The organism is Mycolicibacter minnesotensis, from assembly GCF_010731755.1.
Taxonomy (GTDB): domain Bacteria; phylum Actinomycetota; class Actinomycetes; order Mycobacteriales; family Mycobacteriaceae; genus Mycobacterium; species Mycobacterium minnesotense.
In genome coordinates, this window is the sequence record NZ_AP022589.1 from 87,988 (window position 1) to 104,369 (window position 16,382).

General features: G+C 65.9%; 16 protein-coding genes and 1 pseudogene. 2 read left to right on the forward strand and 15 right to left on the reverse strand.

Going from position 1 to position 16,382, the window contains the following annotated elements; genetic code table 11:
- Positions 1-21: 21 nt before the first annotated feature.
- From G6N09_RS00400 to G6N09_RS00425, 6 genes are all read right to left on the reverse strand, one after another.
- On the reverse strand, positions 22-987 hold the full coding sequence (locus G6N09_RS00400) for a TauD/TfdA dioxygenase family protein (protein WP_083027634.1): 966 nt from the start codon (positions 985-987) through the stop codon (positions 22-24).
- Between the two features lie 161 nt (positions 988-1,148).
- Positions 1,149-1,436 carry a WXG100 family type VII secretion target gene (locus tag G6N09_RS00405; protein WP_083027635.1) on the reverse strand — a complete coding sequence of 96 codons (288 nt, stop codon included), beginning with the start codon at positions 1,434-1,436 and terminating at the stop codon, positions 1,149-1,151.
- A gap of 18 nt (positions 1,437-1,454) precedes the next feature.
- Positions 1,455-1,748, reverse strand: a complete 294-nt coding sequence (locus G6N09_RS00410; RefSeq protein WP_046187970.1) for a hypothetical protein — start codon at positions 1,746-1,748, stop codon at positions 1,455-1,457.
- A 43-nt stretch (positions 1,749-1,791) separates the two neighbouring features.
- Positions 1,792-3,381: a PPE family protein gene (locus G6N09_RS00415; protein WP_083027636.1), complete on the reverse strand. Its 1,590-nt coding sequence runs from the start codon at positions 3,379-3,381 to the stop codon at positions 1,792-1,794.
- Between the two features lies 1 nt (position 3,382).
- Complete coding sequence (locus G6N09_RS00420) at positions 3,383-3,691, reverse strand: PE family protein (protein WP_083027637.1); 309 nt, start codon at positions 3,689-3,691, stop codon at positions 3,383-3,385.
- Positions 3,692-4,258: 567 nt separating this feature from the next.
- Positions 4,259-5,851 (reverse strand): PPE family protein, encoded by a 1,593-nt coding sequence (locus G6N09_RS00425; protein ID WP_083027638.1) that lies wholly within the window; start codon positions 5,849-5,851, stop codon positions 4,259-4,261.
- A 444-nt stretch (positions 5,852-6,295) separates the two neighbouring features.
- Between G6N09_RS00425 and G6N09_RS00430 the strand changes: the two genes are divergently transcribed.
- Both G6N09_RS00430 and G6N09_RS00435 read left to right on the forward strand, forming a co-directional pair.
- Positions 6,296-6,547 (forward strand): hypothetical protein, encoded by a 252-nt coding sequence (locus G6N09_RS00430; RefSeq protein ID WP_133053105.1) that lies wholly within the window; start codon positions 6,296-6,298, stop codon positions 6,545-6,547.
- Positions 6,548-6,771: 224 nt separating this feature from the next.
- The gene (locus G6N09_RS00435) at positions 6,772-7,383 is read left to right on the forward strand and encodes a TetR/AcrR family transcriptional regulator (RefSeq protein ID WP_197745887.1); all 612 of its coding nucleotides are present in this window, start codon (positions 6,772-6,774) and stop codon (positions 7,381-7,383) included.
- A gap of 21 nt (positions 7,384-7,404) precedes the next feature.
- Here the strand turns inward: G6N09_RS00435 and G6N09_RS00440 are convergent, their stop codons facing one another.
- From G6N09_RS00440 to G6N09_RS00480, 9 genes and pseudogenes are all read right to left on the reverse strand, one after another.
- Entirely contained in the window at positions 7,405-8,160 is a 756-nt protein-coding gene (locus G6N09_RS00440; RefSeq protein ID WP_083027639.1) for a YebC/PmpR family DNA-binding transcriptional regulator, read from the reverse strand.
- A gap of 61 nt (positions 8,161-8,221) precedes the next feature.
- On the reverse strand, positions 8,222-9,574 hold the full coding sequence (locus G6N09_RS00445) for an ABC1 kinase family protein (protein WP_083027640.1): 1,353 nt from the start codon (positions 9,572-9,574) through the stop codon (positions 8,222-8,224).
- 66 nt (positions 9,575-9,640) lie between these two features.
- Complete coding sequence (gene pdxT / locus G6N09_RS00450; RefSeq protein ID WP_083027641.1) at positions 9,641-10,237, reverse strand: pyridoxal 5'-phosphate synthase glutaminase subunit PdxT; 597 nt, start codon at positions 10,235-10,237, stop codon at positions 9,641-9,643.
- Complete coding sequence (tesB, locus tag G6N09_RS00455; RefSeq protein ID WP_083027642.1) at positions 10,234-11,079, reverse strand: acyl-CoA thioesterase II; 846 nt, start codon at positions 11,077-11,079, stop codon at positions 10,234-10,236. Before tesB ends, pdxT begins: the two co-directional genes overlap by 4 nt.
- A 7-nt stretch (positions 11,080-11,086) precedes the next feature.
- Complete coding sequence (gene pdxS / locus G6N09_RS00460; protein ID WP_083027675.1) at positions 11,087-12,004, reverse strand: pyridoxal 5'-phosphate synthase lyase subunit PdxS; 918 nt, start codon at positions 12,002-12,004, stop codon at positions 11,087-11,089.
- Between the two features lie 183 nt (positions 12,005-12,187).
- Complete coding sequence (locus tag G6N09_RS00465) at positions 12,188-13,201, reverse strand: alcohol dehydrogenase catalytic domain-containing protein (RefSeq protein WP_083027643.1); 1,014 nt, start codon at positions 13,199-13,201, stop codon at positions 12,188-12,190.
- 62 nt (positions 13,202-13,263) lie between these two features.
- Positions 13,264-14,320 (reverse strand): annotated as a pseudogene (locus G6N09_RS00470) (NUDIX hydrolase).
- Positions 14,320-15,444, reverse strand: coding sequence for a glycosyltransferase family 4 protein (locus tag G6N09_RS00475; RefSeq protein WP_083027644.1), 1,125 nt, complete (start codon positions 15,442-15,444; stop codon positions 14,320-14,322). The pseudogene G6N09_RS00470 and the gene G6N09_RS00475 overlap by 1 nt, the downstream one beginning before the upstream one ends.
- On the reverse strand, positions 15,444-16,379 hold the full coding sequence (locus G6N09_RS00480) for a phosphatidylinositol mannoside acyltransferase (RefSeq protein ID WP_407662704.1): 936 nt from the start codon (positions 16,377-16,379) through the stop codon (positions 15,444-15,446). The genes G6N09_RS00475 and G6N09_RS00480 overlap by 1 nt, the downstream gene beginning before the upstream one ends.
- Between the last annotated feature and the right edge of the window lie 3 nt (positions 16,380-16,382).

Here is a 16,382-nt window from a genome sequence, read left to right on the forward strand (position 1 = left end):
CGGCCCGGGTCGAGCGGTGGCTTATGCCACTGCTCGGGGCTCTGCGATGACGGAGTACGCCGAAGCGTCCCCTTGGAGTACGCGGCTGCGCTCGCCGTGGACACTGACGGGAATGTCGCCGGCGAGGGTGATGCGGTGCAACCGCCGATGCGCCTGCCCGAAGTCGGAGACTCCGTAGTGCTGGGTAGAACGGTTGTCCCAGATCGCCAGATCGCCCAGCTGCCAGTTCCACCGGATGGTGTTCTCCGGCCGGGTGATCCGCTCCTGGAACAGCTGGAACAGCGCACGCGACTCGGAGTGCTTCACATCGGCGATTCGCTGCACAAAGTTGCCGAGAAGCAGCGAACGTTCTCCGCTCTCGGGATGCACCCGGACCACCGGGTGCTGCGTCTCGTACGTGGTGGAGTTGAACGTCTGGATGTACTGCTGGAACTCTTCGGATTGCAGAAGGTCGGCGTACTTCTCCAGCTGCTTGGAGTCGGTCAAGTCGAGCTGCGTGTAGTCGAAGGCGTTGCTGTGCACGGCCCAGAGCTCGTCCGCCAGCCGGGCCAGCGGATGGGGCAGCTGCTCGTAGGCGGTGACGGTGTTCGCCCACAGGGTGGTTCCGCCGTAGGGGGGCAGCTCTACGGCCCGCAGAAGTGATGCCTTGGGGGCCCGATCCACGAACGTGACGTCGGTGTGCCAGCTGTTGGCGGCGGTGCCTCCAAACGAGTCGATCGGCAGGATCGCGCCCTCGCCCTTCAGCAGCGGGTGGGGCGCCGTCGGGGTACCCAGCAACTGCGCGAACTCGAACTGGCTGACGTCGTCCAGATTGTGCTGTCCCCGGAAGAAGATGACCTTGTGGGTGACCAACGCGTCGTTGATCGCGGTGACCGTCTCGTTGTCCAGGTCACCGCCCAACTGGACGCCATCTATCCGGGCGCCGATGTATTCGCCGAGTTTCACCACGTCGAGGTCGGTGCGGGTGGGCGACGAGCTGCTGGACATAGTTCTCTCCTCAAGGTTGTACGAGCTGACTTGTGTGCGATGTTCATGCGGTGCGCCGACGATCCGTCATGCGCGGCGGGAGGCCGAAAAACATTTCGGCGCAAAGGTTGTACGGGGAAAGGCGCGTCGATCTGGACGCCCCGAATGAGCTGGCGCCGGAGTCAGCCCCAGCGGGCGGCCTCGGCGGTATCGCGCGCGTTCATCAGCAACGTGTTGGTCTCGTGCGTCGACGCCATCGCGCGATAGGCCAGAACCAACTCCTCCATCGCCTGGTTCCACTGCACCTGCCACGCCTGATAGGTCAGCCCGGTATCGCCCTGCCACGCCGCGTGCAACGCCGCCTGCTCAGTGGCGATGTCCGCGCCCACCGCCTGCAACGTGCCCGCGTACCCATTCATCTCCGCGGCGTGCGCCAACATCGCCGGGTAGTTGTACAGAATCTGCGACATCACTCAATTCCCTTCTCGTCAGAATCCGGTGTAGGAGCTCGCCGCCGCGGCGTCAGCCGCCACATACGTGCTGCCCGCATCCGCCAAGTTCACCTGCGCCGTGTCCAGCAACGCATTCACCCGTGCCGCCAACGCCACAAACCGCGCATGCGATCCCTGAAACGCCGCGGCCGCCTCACCCACATGCACCGCCTGCGCCGACAACGCCGCCTGCTCCGCCTGCGCCATCGTCGACCGCATCAACGCCGCCTTGGCACCAAACGCCGACTCCGACGCCACCAACTGCGGAATATGTGCATCCAAAAAACTCATCGTCTACTCCCTGTCCACATCGATTGCCTTGTGTTTCCGGTGATCAGGTCTGTCCGTGGCCATTCGCTCCTTCGCTGGGCTGACCGGTCCAGCTGGCCGGCAGTAGTGGCTCGGTTGGAGCGCTCTGGAAGGAGTCCCCCGTCAGGGTGGTCAGTCCCGCTTGCCGCACGTCATGTTTGACAACGCTTCCCTCGAACCCGAGCGCGCCCGCGCTCCCGTCCGAAGCAAGCGGTCCCCCACCGGTAGGCGGTGCCCATTGGGCATCCACCTCAACATTCATGTCGGCATACCCGTGATCGTGCAGCTGCGCCTTGCGCCGGCGACGCGTCCGCGAAGACCGCCGCGCAGCCGACTCCTCCGCAGCGGAATCCGATGCCGGGCTTTTCGCGTGGGCACCCGTTCCACTTCCGGTCCTGTTGGTCGAATCGAAGCCCACACCGGGACCGCCTCCGAAGCCGACCACGGCCGGAAAGAATCCCATCGCCGCCGGCGCCGTAGGCGGTGGTGCCGGCGGAGCCGCGCCGCCGGGCACACTCGCCGGCGGCGCTGCCGCCGGCGCTCCGGTCGCCGGCACCGACCCTGGCAGACCCACCACATGCAGGTTCGACACCGTCGTCACCGGCACAGGAGCCGCAACCGCCTGCGGAAGCCCCACGTCAATGGGCAGTGCGAAGGCGAATGGCCGCGGCAAAGCGCCTAGTGCCGACAATGCACTCAAGCTCGCCCAGGGTGCCGCGAGACTCGAAGAGATCGCGGCACCCAGCTCGATGGCGGTCAAGGGGTGCGCGAGCAGCCACGGCGCGAGAGTCACTGGGTTGAGAAGGAGCAGGCCCACTTCCGGGTTCGTCGAAAAGTTGGCGATGATGTAGTCGATCTCTTGGATCTGCGTCAGTGTGTTCTTGAGCCAGTAGGCCACGGTCAAAGGGTTGGTGTAAGAGGTGTAGGGCAGCCCGTCGATGGTGCCGGTCACCGGATCCCAATTGAGGCCGAAGACTGCTCGGACGAAATCCGCGACGCCCTCGAGAAAGGGGTCGGTCCAGGTGTGGGCGGGCCCCCATGGGTCCGATGAGTCCGCAGCCGCTGCCGAAGCCTCCGACTTGAGGATCGCCGGCGCCACTGGAGTCGGCGGCACAGACGCCGCAGCCGAACCCGCAACCGCCTGATAAGCACTCATCGTGGCCGCCGCCTGAACCCACATCCGCGCGTAGTCCGCCTCATTGAGCGCAATCGGAATCGTGTTCACCCCAAAGAAATTGGTCGCCACCAAAACTCCGTGCACTGCATGATTGGCAGCCAGCTCCGCCATCGTCGGCATCGCCGCCAACGCGGTCACATAGGCCGCCGCCACCGTCTCATGCTGAGCCGCCGCCACCGCACTATCAGCACTAGCCTGCGCCAACCACGCCAAATACGGCACATTGGCAGCCGCATACGACTGCGCGCTAGGACCCTCCCACACCCCAGCCTCAATCGCACCAAGCACCTCACCAAGCTCCGCAGCCACCTCGGCATACTCGGCACTGAGCGAATTCCACGTCCCCGCCGCAGCCAACACCGCACCCGGCCCCGGACCACTACTCAACAACGCCGAATGCACCTCCGGCGGCAAGGCCATAAACGCAGGCGCCGTCACACTAACCACCCCAACTCGAGTAGACCGCTGCCGCGTGGGCGTCGCCGACCGCATAGCCCACAGCCGCCTCGCCGACACCGATGCCCGAGCGGCCGAGTTCAGCTGTGCCGGCCGCGGCGACCACGACATGCCGACTTCCGTGACCACTCAATGTCGCTGCGCTCTGCAGGGAGACGGGGTCGGCGGCGGGAGGAAGCACTGCCGTGATGATCGGCACCGCGCCGGCGTGGACGGCGGCGAGCCTGGCGCTCAACGCTTCGATACGAGCGCTGGCGGCGGCCAGTCCTTCGGGGACGACATGTAGCGGCATGACCAATCTCCTTCCGAACCGAGAAACACACCCTCAGGCAACTGCCTTGTGGTACTCATACGACCACCAAGACCGAACACGTGTCGACCGCCGGGGCGGCGTAGGGCGCGCTCTGACCCGGGATGCGGGGCCGGGGAACGTCAGCTCGATTTTTCTGAATAGTGCTGGTGAGAGGCATTTTTCAGAATTGAAGGAAGATATGTTAATCGTTGCACGTCGCACGCTCTGAGTTTGAATCAGCAGGTTCGGAATGACAGACCGGCACTGGGAAGTCAGATCCGGCATGCGGTCTGGTGATGCTCACCGTGGCGGAAGTCCGCAGTCGTGCCTGCTCTCGATTCTGCGCATGACAGATCTGCGAGGCGCCGGTCTTCTCGAATCATGCTGTGCAACAAAGTTGTAGTGGCTCCAGCCCGGTCAGATTCGGCGAGGCGGAGCAGTCGTCCGGGCATGCATGTGTTCGCGCATGCGACAAGGAGGATGCGAACAAGAGACTGTGCGGCGTCCGCCGCGCGCAGCGGTGGACGCCGCACAGCGAGGAAATGACTAAAGTGCGCTTGTCGGCGATCAGGGCTGTGCGTCGGGATCCTTCACTTCACTAGGCTGACCGGTCCAGCTACCCGGCAGTAGTGGTGCAGTCGGAGCAGAGCCGAAGGAGTCCCCCGCCAGGGTGGTCAGTCCCGCTTGCCGCACGTCATGTTTGACAACGCTTCCCTCGAACCCGAGCGCGCCCGCGCTCCCGTCCGAAGCAAGTGACCCCCCACCGGTAGGCGGTGCCCATTGGGCATCCACCTCAACATTCATGTCGGCATACCCGTGATCGTGCAGCTGCGCCTTGCGCCGGCGACGCGTCCGCGAAGACCGCCGCGCAGCCGACTCCTCCGCTGCAGAGTCCGACGCCGGACTCTTCGCCTGCGCCCTCGCGCCGCTTCCGGTCCTGTTGGTCGAATCGAAGCCCACACCGGGACCGCCTCCGAAGCCGACCACGGCCGGGAAAAATCCCATCGCCGCCGGCGCTGCAGGCGCCGGTGCCGGCGGAGACGCACCGCCGGGCACACTCGCCGGCGGCGCTGCCGCCGGCGCTCCGGTCGCCGGCACCGACCCCGGCAGACCCACCACATGCAGATTCGGCACCGTGGTAACCGGACCAGGATCCGCAACCGCCTGCGGGAGTACGTCCAGCGGCAGCGGTGATCCCGTTGGCCACGGTATGGCGGCCAGTGCCGACAGCGCGCTCAGTCCCGCCCAGGGCGCGGTAAGGCTCGAGCCGATCGCGACACCCAGTTCGATGGCGACCAGGGGATGCGCGATCAGGAAGGTCGAGAGCGTTGCCGGGTTGAGAAGGAGCAGTGCCACTTCCGGGTTCGTGGGAAAGTTGAAGAGGACGTAGTTGACCTCCTGAATCAGGGTCACCGTGTTCTTGACCCAGTACAGGCCGGTCGCGGGGTTGACGTACGCCGTGTACGGCAGCCCGTTGATGGTGCCGCTCGCAGGCTCCCAGTTGACCCCCACGGATCGCAACACCTGCGCGATGCCCTCCAGTACCGGGTCGGTCCAGGTGTGGGCGGGCCCCCATGGGTCCAACGGATCTGATGAGTCCGCGACTCCGGCAGCCGCCTCTGACTTCAGAATCGCCGGCGCCACTGGAGTCGGCGGCACAGACGCCGCAGCCGAACCCGCAACCGCCTGATAAGCACTCATCGTGGCCGCCGCCTGAACCCACATCCGCGCGTAGTCCGCCTCATTGAGCGCAATCGGAATCGTGTTCACCCCAAAGAAATTGGTCGCCACCAAAACTCCGTGCACTGCATGATTGGCAGCCAGCTCCGCCATCGTCGGCATCGCCGCCAACGCGGTCACATAGGCCGCCGCCACCGTCTCATGCTGAGCCGCCGCCACCGCACTATCAGCACTAGCCTGCGCCAACCACGCCAAATACGGCACATTGGCAGCCGCATACGACTGCGCGCTAGGACCCTCCCACACCCCAGCCTCAATCGCACCAAGCACCTCACCAAGCTCCGCAGCCACCTCGGCATACTCGGCACTGAGCGAATTCCACGTCCCCGCCGCAGCCAACACCGCACCCGGCCCCGGACCACTACTCAACAACGCCGAATGCACCTCCGGCGGCAAGGCCATAAACGCAGGCGCCGTCACACTAACCACCCCAACTCAGGCACGCGCTCAAGTCCTACGGGAGGCGGGCAGCTGGCGATCAGCCCCTCGGGGAAGACGCAGTGCGGCATGGCCAATCTCCTTCCGAACGGGGAATCACACCCTCGAGTGACTTCCTCTCACTAGCCATGGGACCACCGTGGCCGAATACTGTCGACCTCCGAGGCGGCAGCCTCGCATGTAGTTTCCCGGAGAGGCCAACCAGAGGGAAGCGCCGATAGCAATGAATTAGCTTGTTCGCCAAGGGAATTAGGGCGCCGCCTGCAGCACCCATGGAGCAGAAGACGCCTCGATCGAGTTTCAATCAGTAGAACCTGAAAGCTACACCGGCACTTGAGAATCGGATGGTCCCATCAAGGCGATCGCAAGATTCAACGCGTCACGCGTGTTGGTTCTCAGGCATGGGGAGAGCAGAAAAGTGAGCGAGTGGCCTCACTCGCATTGCACAGCAACGCATATGCGGCCATAGAGCTCGATATTGAGCGAACCCCTCTGATGACTGAATCAGATGAGGTGGAGCCGCAATCCGCGGATGCGGAAAGCGCATCGGGGCAGATTGAGCCGGAACTCACGCACTGGGACCACGGGGAGATCAATTGTGGCGCGCGATCAGTTCAAGATCGTCAATCCGACAATCCGGGCACGGACGTCTGCATGGCGGCGGTGCCGGTGTCATGATCCCGTGACGTCACGAGGAGCGGAAACAATAACATCGCCCGCTCCCGTCCAGCCGTCGGCACCACAACTCCGACCGGCTCCGGGCGACCTGTCCGACGGTAGGCCTCGGAGACACCATAGGGACCTCCATGAGTTGGCGGATCGGTGTCGCCCCTGCCGCGCCCGTAACGACGCGCCAGGTTAGTCAAACGACTACACCGATGCGGTACGGCTAGCGTAGTCATGTGGCTGACAAGAGGGCAACAGATGCCCAGACCGACGAGAGCACATCGTCGGCACGCGAGGAGACCATCGCCGCGGTGCTGACACACGCGGCCGAGTTGTTCGCCGAGCGTGGACCGGCGGCCACCTCGATCCGTGATATCGGCACCAGGTCGGGAGTCAACCACGGCCTGGTTTTCCGCTACCTTGGCACGAAGGATCAGCTGGTCAAAGCGGTCTTGAATCATCTCGCCGATGACGTTTCCGCTGCCGCGCAGGCCGGTGCTCCAGTGGCCGTGATCGCCGCCAAGACGGAGCTGCAGCTGCGCGTGGTGGCCCGGGCCACCCTCGACGGGTTTGCGGTCGGCCGCCTGCAGGACCGATTTCCGATCGCAGCAAATCTCATCAGCCATGCACTGTGCAGCAACGAAGATGAGCGCACCGGACGACTCTCCGCCGCGAATGTCATTGCACTACAACTGGGTTGGCAGCTTTTCGAACCACTCGTGCGCGCGGCCACCGGCACCGAGGACATCCCGGCCGATGAACTTCAGCACATCATCAACACTGAGATTGCGCGCATGCTCCGAACCGATCCAGCAGAGCTCTACCAGATTGCATTCCCGGTGAACTAAAGGACGGGCCGCCGATACCGGTTATTCGGCTTCCAAGGCGGCCAGGACCTCGTCGGACAGATCGACATTGGTCCACACGTTCTGAACGTCATCGTTGTCTTCAAGAGCCTCGACCAGCTTGATCACCTTGCGGGCACCCTCGACGTCAACGGCCACACTCACCGACGCCACGAAACTGGCCTCCGCCGAGTCGTAGTCGATACCCGCATCCACCAGCGCCGAGCGCACCGCCACCAGGTCACCCGGCTCCGAAATCACCTCGAAGCTTTCGCCCAGGTCATTCACGTCCTCAGCGCCGGCATCCAAAACCGCCACCAAGACGTCATCCTCGGTCAGACCGTTCTTGTCCAAAGTGACCGTCCCCTTACGGCTGAACAAGTAGGCCACCGACCCCGGGTCAGCCATCGCCCCGCCGTTACGGGTCATCGCCACCCGCACCTCACTGGCCGCGCGGTTACGGTTGTCGGTCAGACACTCGATCAGGACCGCGACGCCGTTAGGCCCATAGCCCTCATAGGTGATGGTCTGATAGTCGGCCCCACCAGCCTCTTCACCAGCACCACGCTTTCGCGCCCGCTCGATGTTGTCGTTGGGGACCGAACTCTTCTTCGCCTTCTGAATCGCGTCATACAACGTCGGATTACCCGACGGATCCCCACCACCAACGCGCGCGGCGACTTCGATGTTCTTGATCAACCGCGCAAAGTTCTTCCCGCGACGCGCGTCAATGACGGCCTTCTTGTGCTTGGTGGTAGCCCACTTGGAATGGCCGCTCATGCGATTGCCTACCTCACTGTTGCGTCAGAACTTTGCGCGACGAGTCTACGTGTCAGCTCGGTCAGCGCGCCGGGGGCTGCCCCGGCGGGAAGAAGCCGGGTGCCCATCGCTCGATCAGCGCGGCATAGTCGACGTGCGCGTCCAGCTGAACCGCGACCCCCAACAGGCCGCCCAGTGTGCGCAGCAACATGACGTAACCAGCCGGGAGTGTCATCTGACGCGCCATCCGGAATCGGTCGCCGAAGCCTTCGGCCAACGGATCGGTGGTGACCAGCGCAGACTTCTGGAACCACTTGCGGGTGAAGTGGAACTCGCCCGACCGCAGCGGATCGATGTAGGGCCACAGCGGCTGGATGTACTCGACCAGCTGCTCGGCACTCAGCTCGTAGTCGGCCGGCATGAATCCGAGCTGCTTGAGCAGACGGATCGACTCGTCCCACTGCTCATCACGCGCCCAGCACAACAGTTCGGCGAAGCCGGAGGGGATGCCGCCGGGATGTTCGGCCACCGCACCGAAGTCGATGACGCCCAGCCGGCCGTCCGGCAACAGCATGAAGTTGCCCGGGTGCGGGTCGGCGTGCACCAGCCCGACCCGCGCCGGTGAGCTCAAGGTGAACTCCAGCAGCAACGCGCACGCGGAGTCTCGCTCCTGTTTAGTGCCGCTGCTGATGATGGCGGAGAGTCGCCGTCCTTCGATCCACTCCGAGACGATCACCTTGGGTGCGCTGGCGATCACCGCCGGAACGAAGAACTTGGGATCATCTGCGTAGGCCTTGGCGAACGCCCGCTGGTTGTCGGCCTCCTGGCGGTATTCCAGTTCGGCTTCCAGGGTGTCGTTGATCTCCGAGACGAGCCGGTCCACATCAGCACCGGGCACGACTTGCTTGGCTATCCAGTTGAATCGCTGAATCAGTTTGAGGTCGGCGCGCAGCGCCTCGTCGGCGCCGGGATATTGAATCTTCACCGCGACGTCCCGACCGTCCTTCCAGACAGCCCGGTGCACCTGTCCGATGCTCGCCGATGCGGCGGGTGTGTCGTCGAAGGACGCGAAGCGCTCGCGCCACTTGGTGCCGAGCTGGGCATCGAGCACCCGGTGCACTTTGGCGGCAGGCAAGGGTGGGGCCTCACTCTGCAGCTTGACCAGGGCCTCGCGGAAAGGTTCGGCGAACTGCGGAGGGATCGCCGCCTCCATCACCGAGAGGGCCTGCCCGACCTTCATCGCGCCGCCCTTGAGCTCGCCGAGCACCTTGAACATCTCGTCGGCGGCCTTCTCCAGGAGCTCGGCACTGACCTCGTCCTTGGACTTGCCGGTCATCCGTTTACCTACGCCCAGCGCTGCGCGGCCCGCGACTCCGGCCGGGAGGCTCGCCAGTTTTACTGCGCGGCGAAATCCACCTCGCGCGAGATCTGCCATGCCGCCATCATGCCTCGCCGGCGCCGGCGGCGGTATTCCTGGTCGCCGGATCGGTGGCCGCGTCGGTCAGGCCTGCCCCGCGACGATGTCGACGAAGAGCCGGTGGATCCGGCGATCGCCGGTCACCTCAGGATGAAATGAGGTGGCCAATACGCCACCCTGACGCACGGCCACCGGATGCCCGGCGGCCTGCGCCAGCACCTGCACGCTGGGACCGATGCGTTCCACCCAGGGCGCGCGGATGAACACCGCGTGCACCGGCCCTTCCAGGCCTTCGAAGTCGACGTCTCCTTCGAAGGAATCAACTTGGCGCCCGAAGGCGTTGCGCCGCACGGCCATATCGATTCCGCACAGCGGGGTCGCCGCACGTCCCTGCGCACCGGCATCCAGGATCTCGCTGGCCAGCAGGATCATCCCCGCACACGATCCGTAGGCCGGCATCCCGTCGGCCAGCCGATTCCGCAGCGGTTCGGTCAGCTCCAGCTCACGCAGGAGAAGACTGATCGTGGTCGACTCCCCACCGGGGATCAGCAGCGCGTCTACGGCATCCAGTTCTGCGCGGCGGCGTACGGGCACCGGGTCGGCGCCGACGGCACTCAGTGCGGCCAGGTGTTCACGAACGTCGCCCTGTAGGGCGAGCACACCGATCTGGGGTCCGCTCACTGGGCGGTCGGCTGATGTCCGGACGGGAAGCGGGTCAGCCCCTCCTGCATGACGGCGGCCACCATGTCCCCGGATCGGTTGTAGATCTTGCCCTGGGTCAATGCCCGCCCCGCCCCCGCCGACGGCGAGGACTGGTCGTAGAGCAACCATTCGTCGGCTCGGAACGGCCGCAGAAACCACATGGCATGATCCAGTGACGCCACCTGAAGGTGATCGCGCATCTCCGGGTGAATGGCCCACGAGGTGCCCAGCAGGGTCAAGTCACTCATGTAGGCCAGAGCGCAGATATGCAGCACCGGATCGTCGGGCAGCGGGTCGCGGTGGCGGAACCAGACCTGCTGCTCGGCGACCTTGCCGGTCCTGTGCGGCAGCTGCTCCCGCGGAACCCGGCGCAGATCCCACTCGGCGAAGGCCTTCAGGCCCTCGTCATCGAAGGCCTTCATCGCGCTGATGTCCGGAAGATCCCCCGGCTCGGGCGCACCGGACATCACATCCTGGTGCTCGATGCCCCGCTGCTCGGTCTGGAACGAGGCCGACATATTGAAGATGGTCTCGCCGTGCTGGACGGCGTTGACCCGCCGGGTGCAGAACGAACCACCGTCACGCACTCGCTCCACCAGAAACACGGTGGGGGCCCTGGCATCCCCGGGACGCAGGAAGTATCCGTGCAGCGAGTGGACTCGGTAACGCGGATCCACGGTGCGAACCGCCGATACCAGCGCCTGACCGGCGACGTGGCCCCCGAAGGTGCGCTGGGTCTCCGCGGAGTTCGGGCTGAACACGCTCCCGCGGTAGATGTTGACCTCAAGTTGCTCGAGGTCAAGGATCTCTTCGATCGCCACGAGTGGGCTACCAGCCGCGTTCTGCGAGCCGGTGCGGCGCAGCGATGTCCTCCACATTGATGCCGACCATTGCCTCGCCGAGGCCGCGCGAGACGCGGGCCAGCACGTCCGGGTCGTCGTAGAAAGTGGTGGCCTTGACGATGGCCGCTGCACGCGCGGCGGGGTCACCGGACTTGAAGATGCCGGAGCCGACGAACACGCCCTCTGCACCGAGCTGCATCATCATCGCCGCGTCCGCGGGGGTAGCGATACCACCCGCGGTGAACAGCGTCACCGGCAGCTTTCCGGCCCTCGCAACCTCGGCTACCAGCTCGTAGGGCGCCTGGAGTTCCTTTGCGGCAACGAACAATTCGTCCTCGGACAGCGATGTGAGCCGACGGATCTCGCCACCGATGGACCGCATGTGCGTGGTGGCGTTGGAGACGTCGCCGGTGCCGGCCTCGCCCTTGGAACGGATCATGGCCGCGCCCTCGGTGATCCGGCGCAACGCCTCGCCCAAGTTGGTGGCCCCGCACACGAACGGCACGGTGTAGCGCCACTTGTCGATGTGGTGGGTGTAGTCGGCCGGGGTGAGCACCTCGGACTCGTCGATGTAGTCCACCCCGAGGCTCTGCAGAATCTGCGCCTCGACGAAATGTCCGATACGCACCTTGGCCATCACCGGGATGGTGACCGCGGCGATGATCCCCTCGATCATGTCCGGGTCACTCATCCGCGAGACCCCGCCCTGGGCACGAATGTCGGCGGGTACCCGCTCCAGGGCCATCACCGCGACGGCTCCGGCCGCCTCAGCGATGCGGGCCTGATCCGGGGTGACGACGTCCATGATGACGCCACCCTTGAGCATCTCGGCCATGCCGCGCTTTACTCGCGCAGTACCCGTTTGTCCATCGGGTGCCGAACCGTTCTGCGCCGCGCTGTCCACTGAATGCTTCTCCTTGCTGGCCACTGATACCCGATCAGTGTAGTGGGCCGCCGCCAGCCGTTTTCCGGCTCGTTGCCCCTGCGGGGTCAAGTAGGGGTCCACCGGATACCGGCCGACCCTCGGTGAGGCCGACACAACGGGCCTCACCCGGCTACGGGCCAGCTCAGGGTCGTCGACCGAAGTTCACATCGTCAGAACCATGCGGTAGTGCGCCCGGCCCTCCACCATGGCGGCATACGCCTGGGCGGCCTCGGCCAACGGTCGTTCTTCGATGCGCGCCCGAACTCCGGACAACACCGCAAAGCGCATGGTCTCCTCGATATCGCGGGCGGTGCCCGAGGGATGGCCGGTGACACTGAGCCCGGGGCTGATCAACTGCATCGGGGTGATCGGCAGTGGTTCGGCGGTGACACCGATGATCACCAGCTCGCCCCGCGGCGACAGTCCGTCGAGGGTGTCAGCCATGGCCCGCGAATTGGCCGCGGTGGCCAGCACCACCGATGCTCCCCCGAGCGCGGCCATCGCGCGAGCGACATCCGTGGTGGTCGAGTCGATGTAGTGGTGAGCGCCGAGCGCGCGAGCATCGGCCTCTTTGGCGGCCCCGCGGGCGATCGAGATGGTCTCGAAGCCCATGGCCCGGGCGAACTGCACACCCAGGTGACCCAAGCCGCCCAGGCCGAGCACCGCGACCCGGTCCCCCGGTCGGGCCTTGGTGGAACGCAGCGCGTGGTAGGTGGTGACCCCGGCGCAGCCCATGGGTGCGGCCTCAACGAAGGACAATTCGTCGGGGATTCGGGCCAGAGCGTTGGCTGGAACCGTGACCGATTCGGCGTATCCGCCCGGGTAGTGCAAGCTGGGCACCTCAGCGTTGACGCAGTGGATGAAATCGCCCTTGCGGCAGGGGATGCAATGGTTGCAGTTGCCACCGAACCAGCCCACCGCGACGCGTTCACCCAGCCGCCAGTCCGTAACTCCTGAGCCCAACTCGGCTATCGTGCCGGCGATTTCGTGTCCCAGCGTCACCGGCCACGTCATTCCCGGAAAGCCACCTTGAACGAAGGCGTGATCGGTGCCGCAGACGCCGCAGGCGGCCACCGCGATACGGACCTGGCCCGGCCCCGGCCGGGGGGTGTCGACGTCGACCAGCGTCAGCGGCGCATCGACAGCAGCCACCTGAACAGCGCGATGTGAGGGCATAGGGGCTCCCTTGGTAGCGCGGATGATTCGCCAAATACTTCGTTCAGCCTAGGCCGCCGCGGTCAGGAAATCCGGCGAAGAAACACATCGCTTCCGGGCCCGCGGTCGGCCGAGCGCGCGGCTTCGGCGAGCCGCTGGCCCAGCTGTACCGGGTAGACCTTCTCCCCGGCGGCAGCCAACGCCTCGATCGCTGCCGCATCACACCAGCGATGGCCCTGCAGGTAGCGATGTTCCAGGCCGGTCCGCCCGCGATCAGACAGCTCGAACCGTTCGGTGCGGTGGGTGAAGAAGAACTCCTGGCTTTTTAGGCGCTCACCGTTGAATTGGAACACCGCGTCGCGGCGCCAGATCGGCCCGACGAGCTCTTCGCCGCCCACGCGCAGACCGGTCTCCTCCGCCAACTCCCGGGCCGCCGCAGCGGCGAGCGACTCCTTCGGCTGGACCTGTCCGCCGACGGTGAACCACCAGCGTGGAGCCGGATCTGATGGCTCATCGGGCAGTGCCGGATCGCGACCACGCAACAGCAGCACGCATCCGGCCTGGTCGAGCAGTACTACCCGCGCCGATACGCGGGGGGCGGCGACGCCACGCTCACCGCTCATCGCGTGCGATCATGCCCGCGCGCTCGACGATCTCGAAATATGTGGGCATCGGCGCGGTTCCACCCAGGTGCAGGGCTCGAACCAGCGGACGCTCTCGCAGTGCCACGGTGTCACGGACCGCGTCGTTGTGGAACCGGCGTGCCAGCAGCACCCGGGCTTCGGCATCGGCAAGCTCGGCGACCATCACGTGTGGCAGCGCGCCGGGATCGACCAGTGCCAGTTCAGCCGACAGCGCGTTCTCGGCGGCCTCCCGCGCGTCGCGCGGCGCTCGTTCGGCCGCGTCGGCCAGGCTCGCGAGTCGCCGACCGGCCGCCGCATCCCCGTAGGCGTCGATCGCAACGGCCCGGGCCACCACCGCTCGGCGGGCCAACGCCCCGTCCAACGCCTGCCAGGACAGGTCACAGCGCACATGCAGCCGGTTGAGCCGATTGGCGGTTTGGTAGGCCCAGGCCCCCGCGGCCGCCAGCACCGCCACCCCGATCAGCACAACGACGGTCGCCATGATGGTCATCTCCATCAGTCGCCCACCGTCACCTTGCTGCCGACGCCGGCCACGGTCTCGTAGACCCGGATGATCTGGTCTGCCACCACAGGCCAGTCGAACCGGCGTACCGCCTCGGAACCGGCTGCCACGTAGGACGCCCGCAGGGCGTCATCGTCGAGCAGGTCGATCAGGGCGGCTGCCAGCGCGGCGTGGTCACCGACCGGTACCAGTCGACCGGCTACCCCATCGTTGAGCACCCGGCGGAAGGCGTCCAAGTCGCTGGCGACCACCGCGGTGCCGGCGGCCATCGCCTCGGCCAGCACGATGCCGAAACTCTCTCCGCCGGTGTTGGGCGCGCAGTACACATCGGCGCTGCGCAGTGCCGAGGCCTTCTCGGCATCGTCGACCTGCCCGAGAAAGCGGAGGTGGTTCGCTAATTCTCCTGCGCTGCTGCGTAGTTCGTCTTCATCCCCTCGGCCGACGATCAGCACCTCAACGTCGCTGTGCCTTGCGACGAGCGCCGGAAGCGCCCCCATGAGCACCGCCATCCCCTTGCGGGATTCGTCGTAGCGGCCCAGAAAAAGCACTGTTCGGCCCGTGCGCGGATACCCCGGCAGGGGCTGCGCGGTGGCGAACGCGGCGACGTCGACTCCGTTGGGGATCTCCACCGCGTCGGATCCCAGGGCCTCCATCTGCCAGCGCCGGGCCAGGTCCGAAACGGCGATACGGCCGATGATCTTCTCGTGCATGGGCCGCAACAAGCTCTGGACCACGCTCAGCGTCAATGATTTGGTGGTTGAAGTGTGAAACGTTGCCACGATCGGGCCCTCGGCCACATTCAGCGCCAGCATCGACAAGCTGGGGGCGTTCGGCTCATGCAGGTGCAGGACGTCGAAGTCCCCCTCCATGACCCACCGTTTGACCTTGCGGTGCGCTGCCGGGCTGAATTGCAGCCGGGCAACCGAGCCGTTGTAGGGAATCGCGACGGACTTACCTGCCGACACCACGTAGTCGGGCAGCTTCACATCCGGCGACGCCGGCGCCAGCACGCTGACCTGATGTCCTCGCTCGCGCAGCACCTCCGCCAGCTGCAGCACGTGGGCCTGCACCCCTCCCGGTACATCGAACGAGTAGGGGCAGACCATGCCGATGCGCATCAGGTCTCCCCCAAGCGCGCCTGTCGCGATTCGGGAAGGTCGGCGATCCACTGCGGCTGCATCATGTGCCAGTCCTGCGGGTACGCCGCGATACTCTTCGCGAACTTGTCGGCCAGCGCCTGGGTGATCACGCCGACGTCCCCACTGCTGCAGTCCAGTGGAGCGCCGAGGTCGACGCCCCAGCCCGCGCCGTCGAACCAGCAGAATGCCGGGAGCAGTGCCGCTCCGGTGGCAATGGCGAGTTTGGCCGGACCGGCCGGCATCCGGGTGGGCTCACCGAAGAAGTCGACCGCCACCCCGTTGCGGCTCAGATCGCGGTCGGCCATCAGACATACCAGGCCGTTGTTGGACAGCCTCTCGACGAGGATCTCGAATGGCGGTCGACTGCCACCGGAGGAGGGCACCACCTCGAAACCCAGGCTCTCCCGGAACGCGAGGAACCGCCGGTAAAGCGACTCGGGTTTGAGGCGCTCGGCGACGGTGGTGAAGCCGCCGTGGGTCTGGGCCATCCAGACCCCGGCCATGTCCCAGTTGCCGCTGTGCGGCAACGCCAGCACCACGCCACGACCGGCCTCCAGCCCCGCAATGACGTTGTCGCGTCCCCGCACCGACTCGTGCAATTGCTTCGCCAGCGCCGCGTGGTCCATCGTCGGCAGTCGGAAGGCTTCTCGCCAATACCGGGCGTAGGACGCCAACGATGCCCGCATCAACTCTGGCGGTACCTCGTGCGGCGCCACCCCCACCACGCGGGCCAAGTTTTTGCGCAGCTGCTCTGGGCCGCCACTACGAGCCGCGAACAAGGCGCCGGCGTCGAAGGCACCACGCGCGAAGAACTCCGGCATCGCACGCACCAGCATCCAGCCCGCCGCGTATCCGGCGTCGGTGGCCCACTCGTCTAGCTGACTGAGCCCCGGAAGGCGCAGGGCGCTCGGGATGAA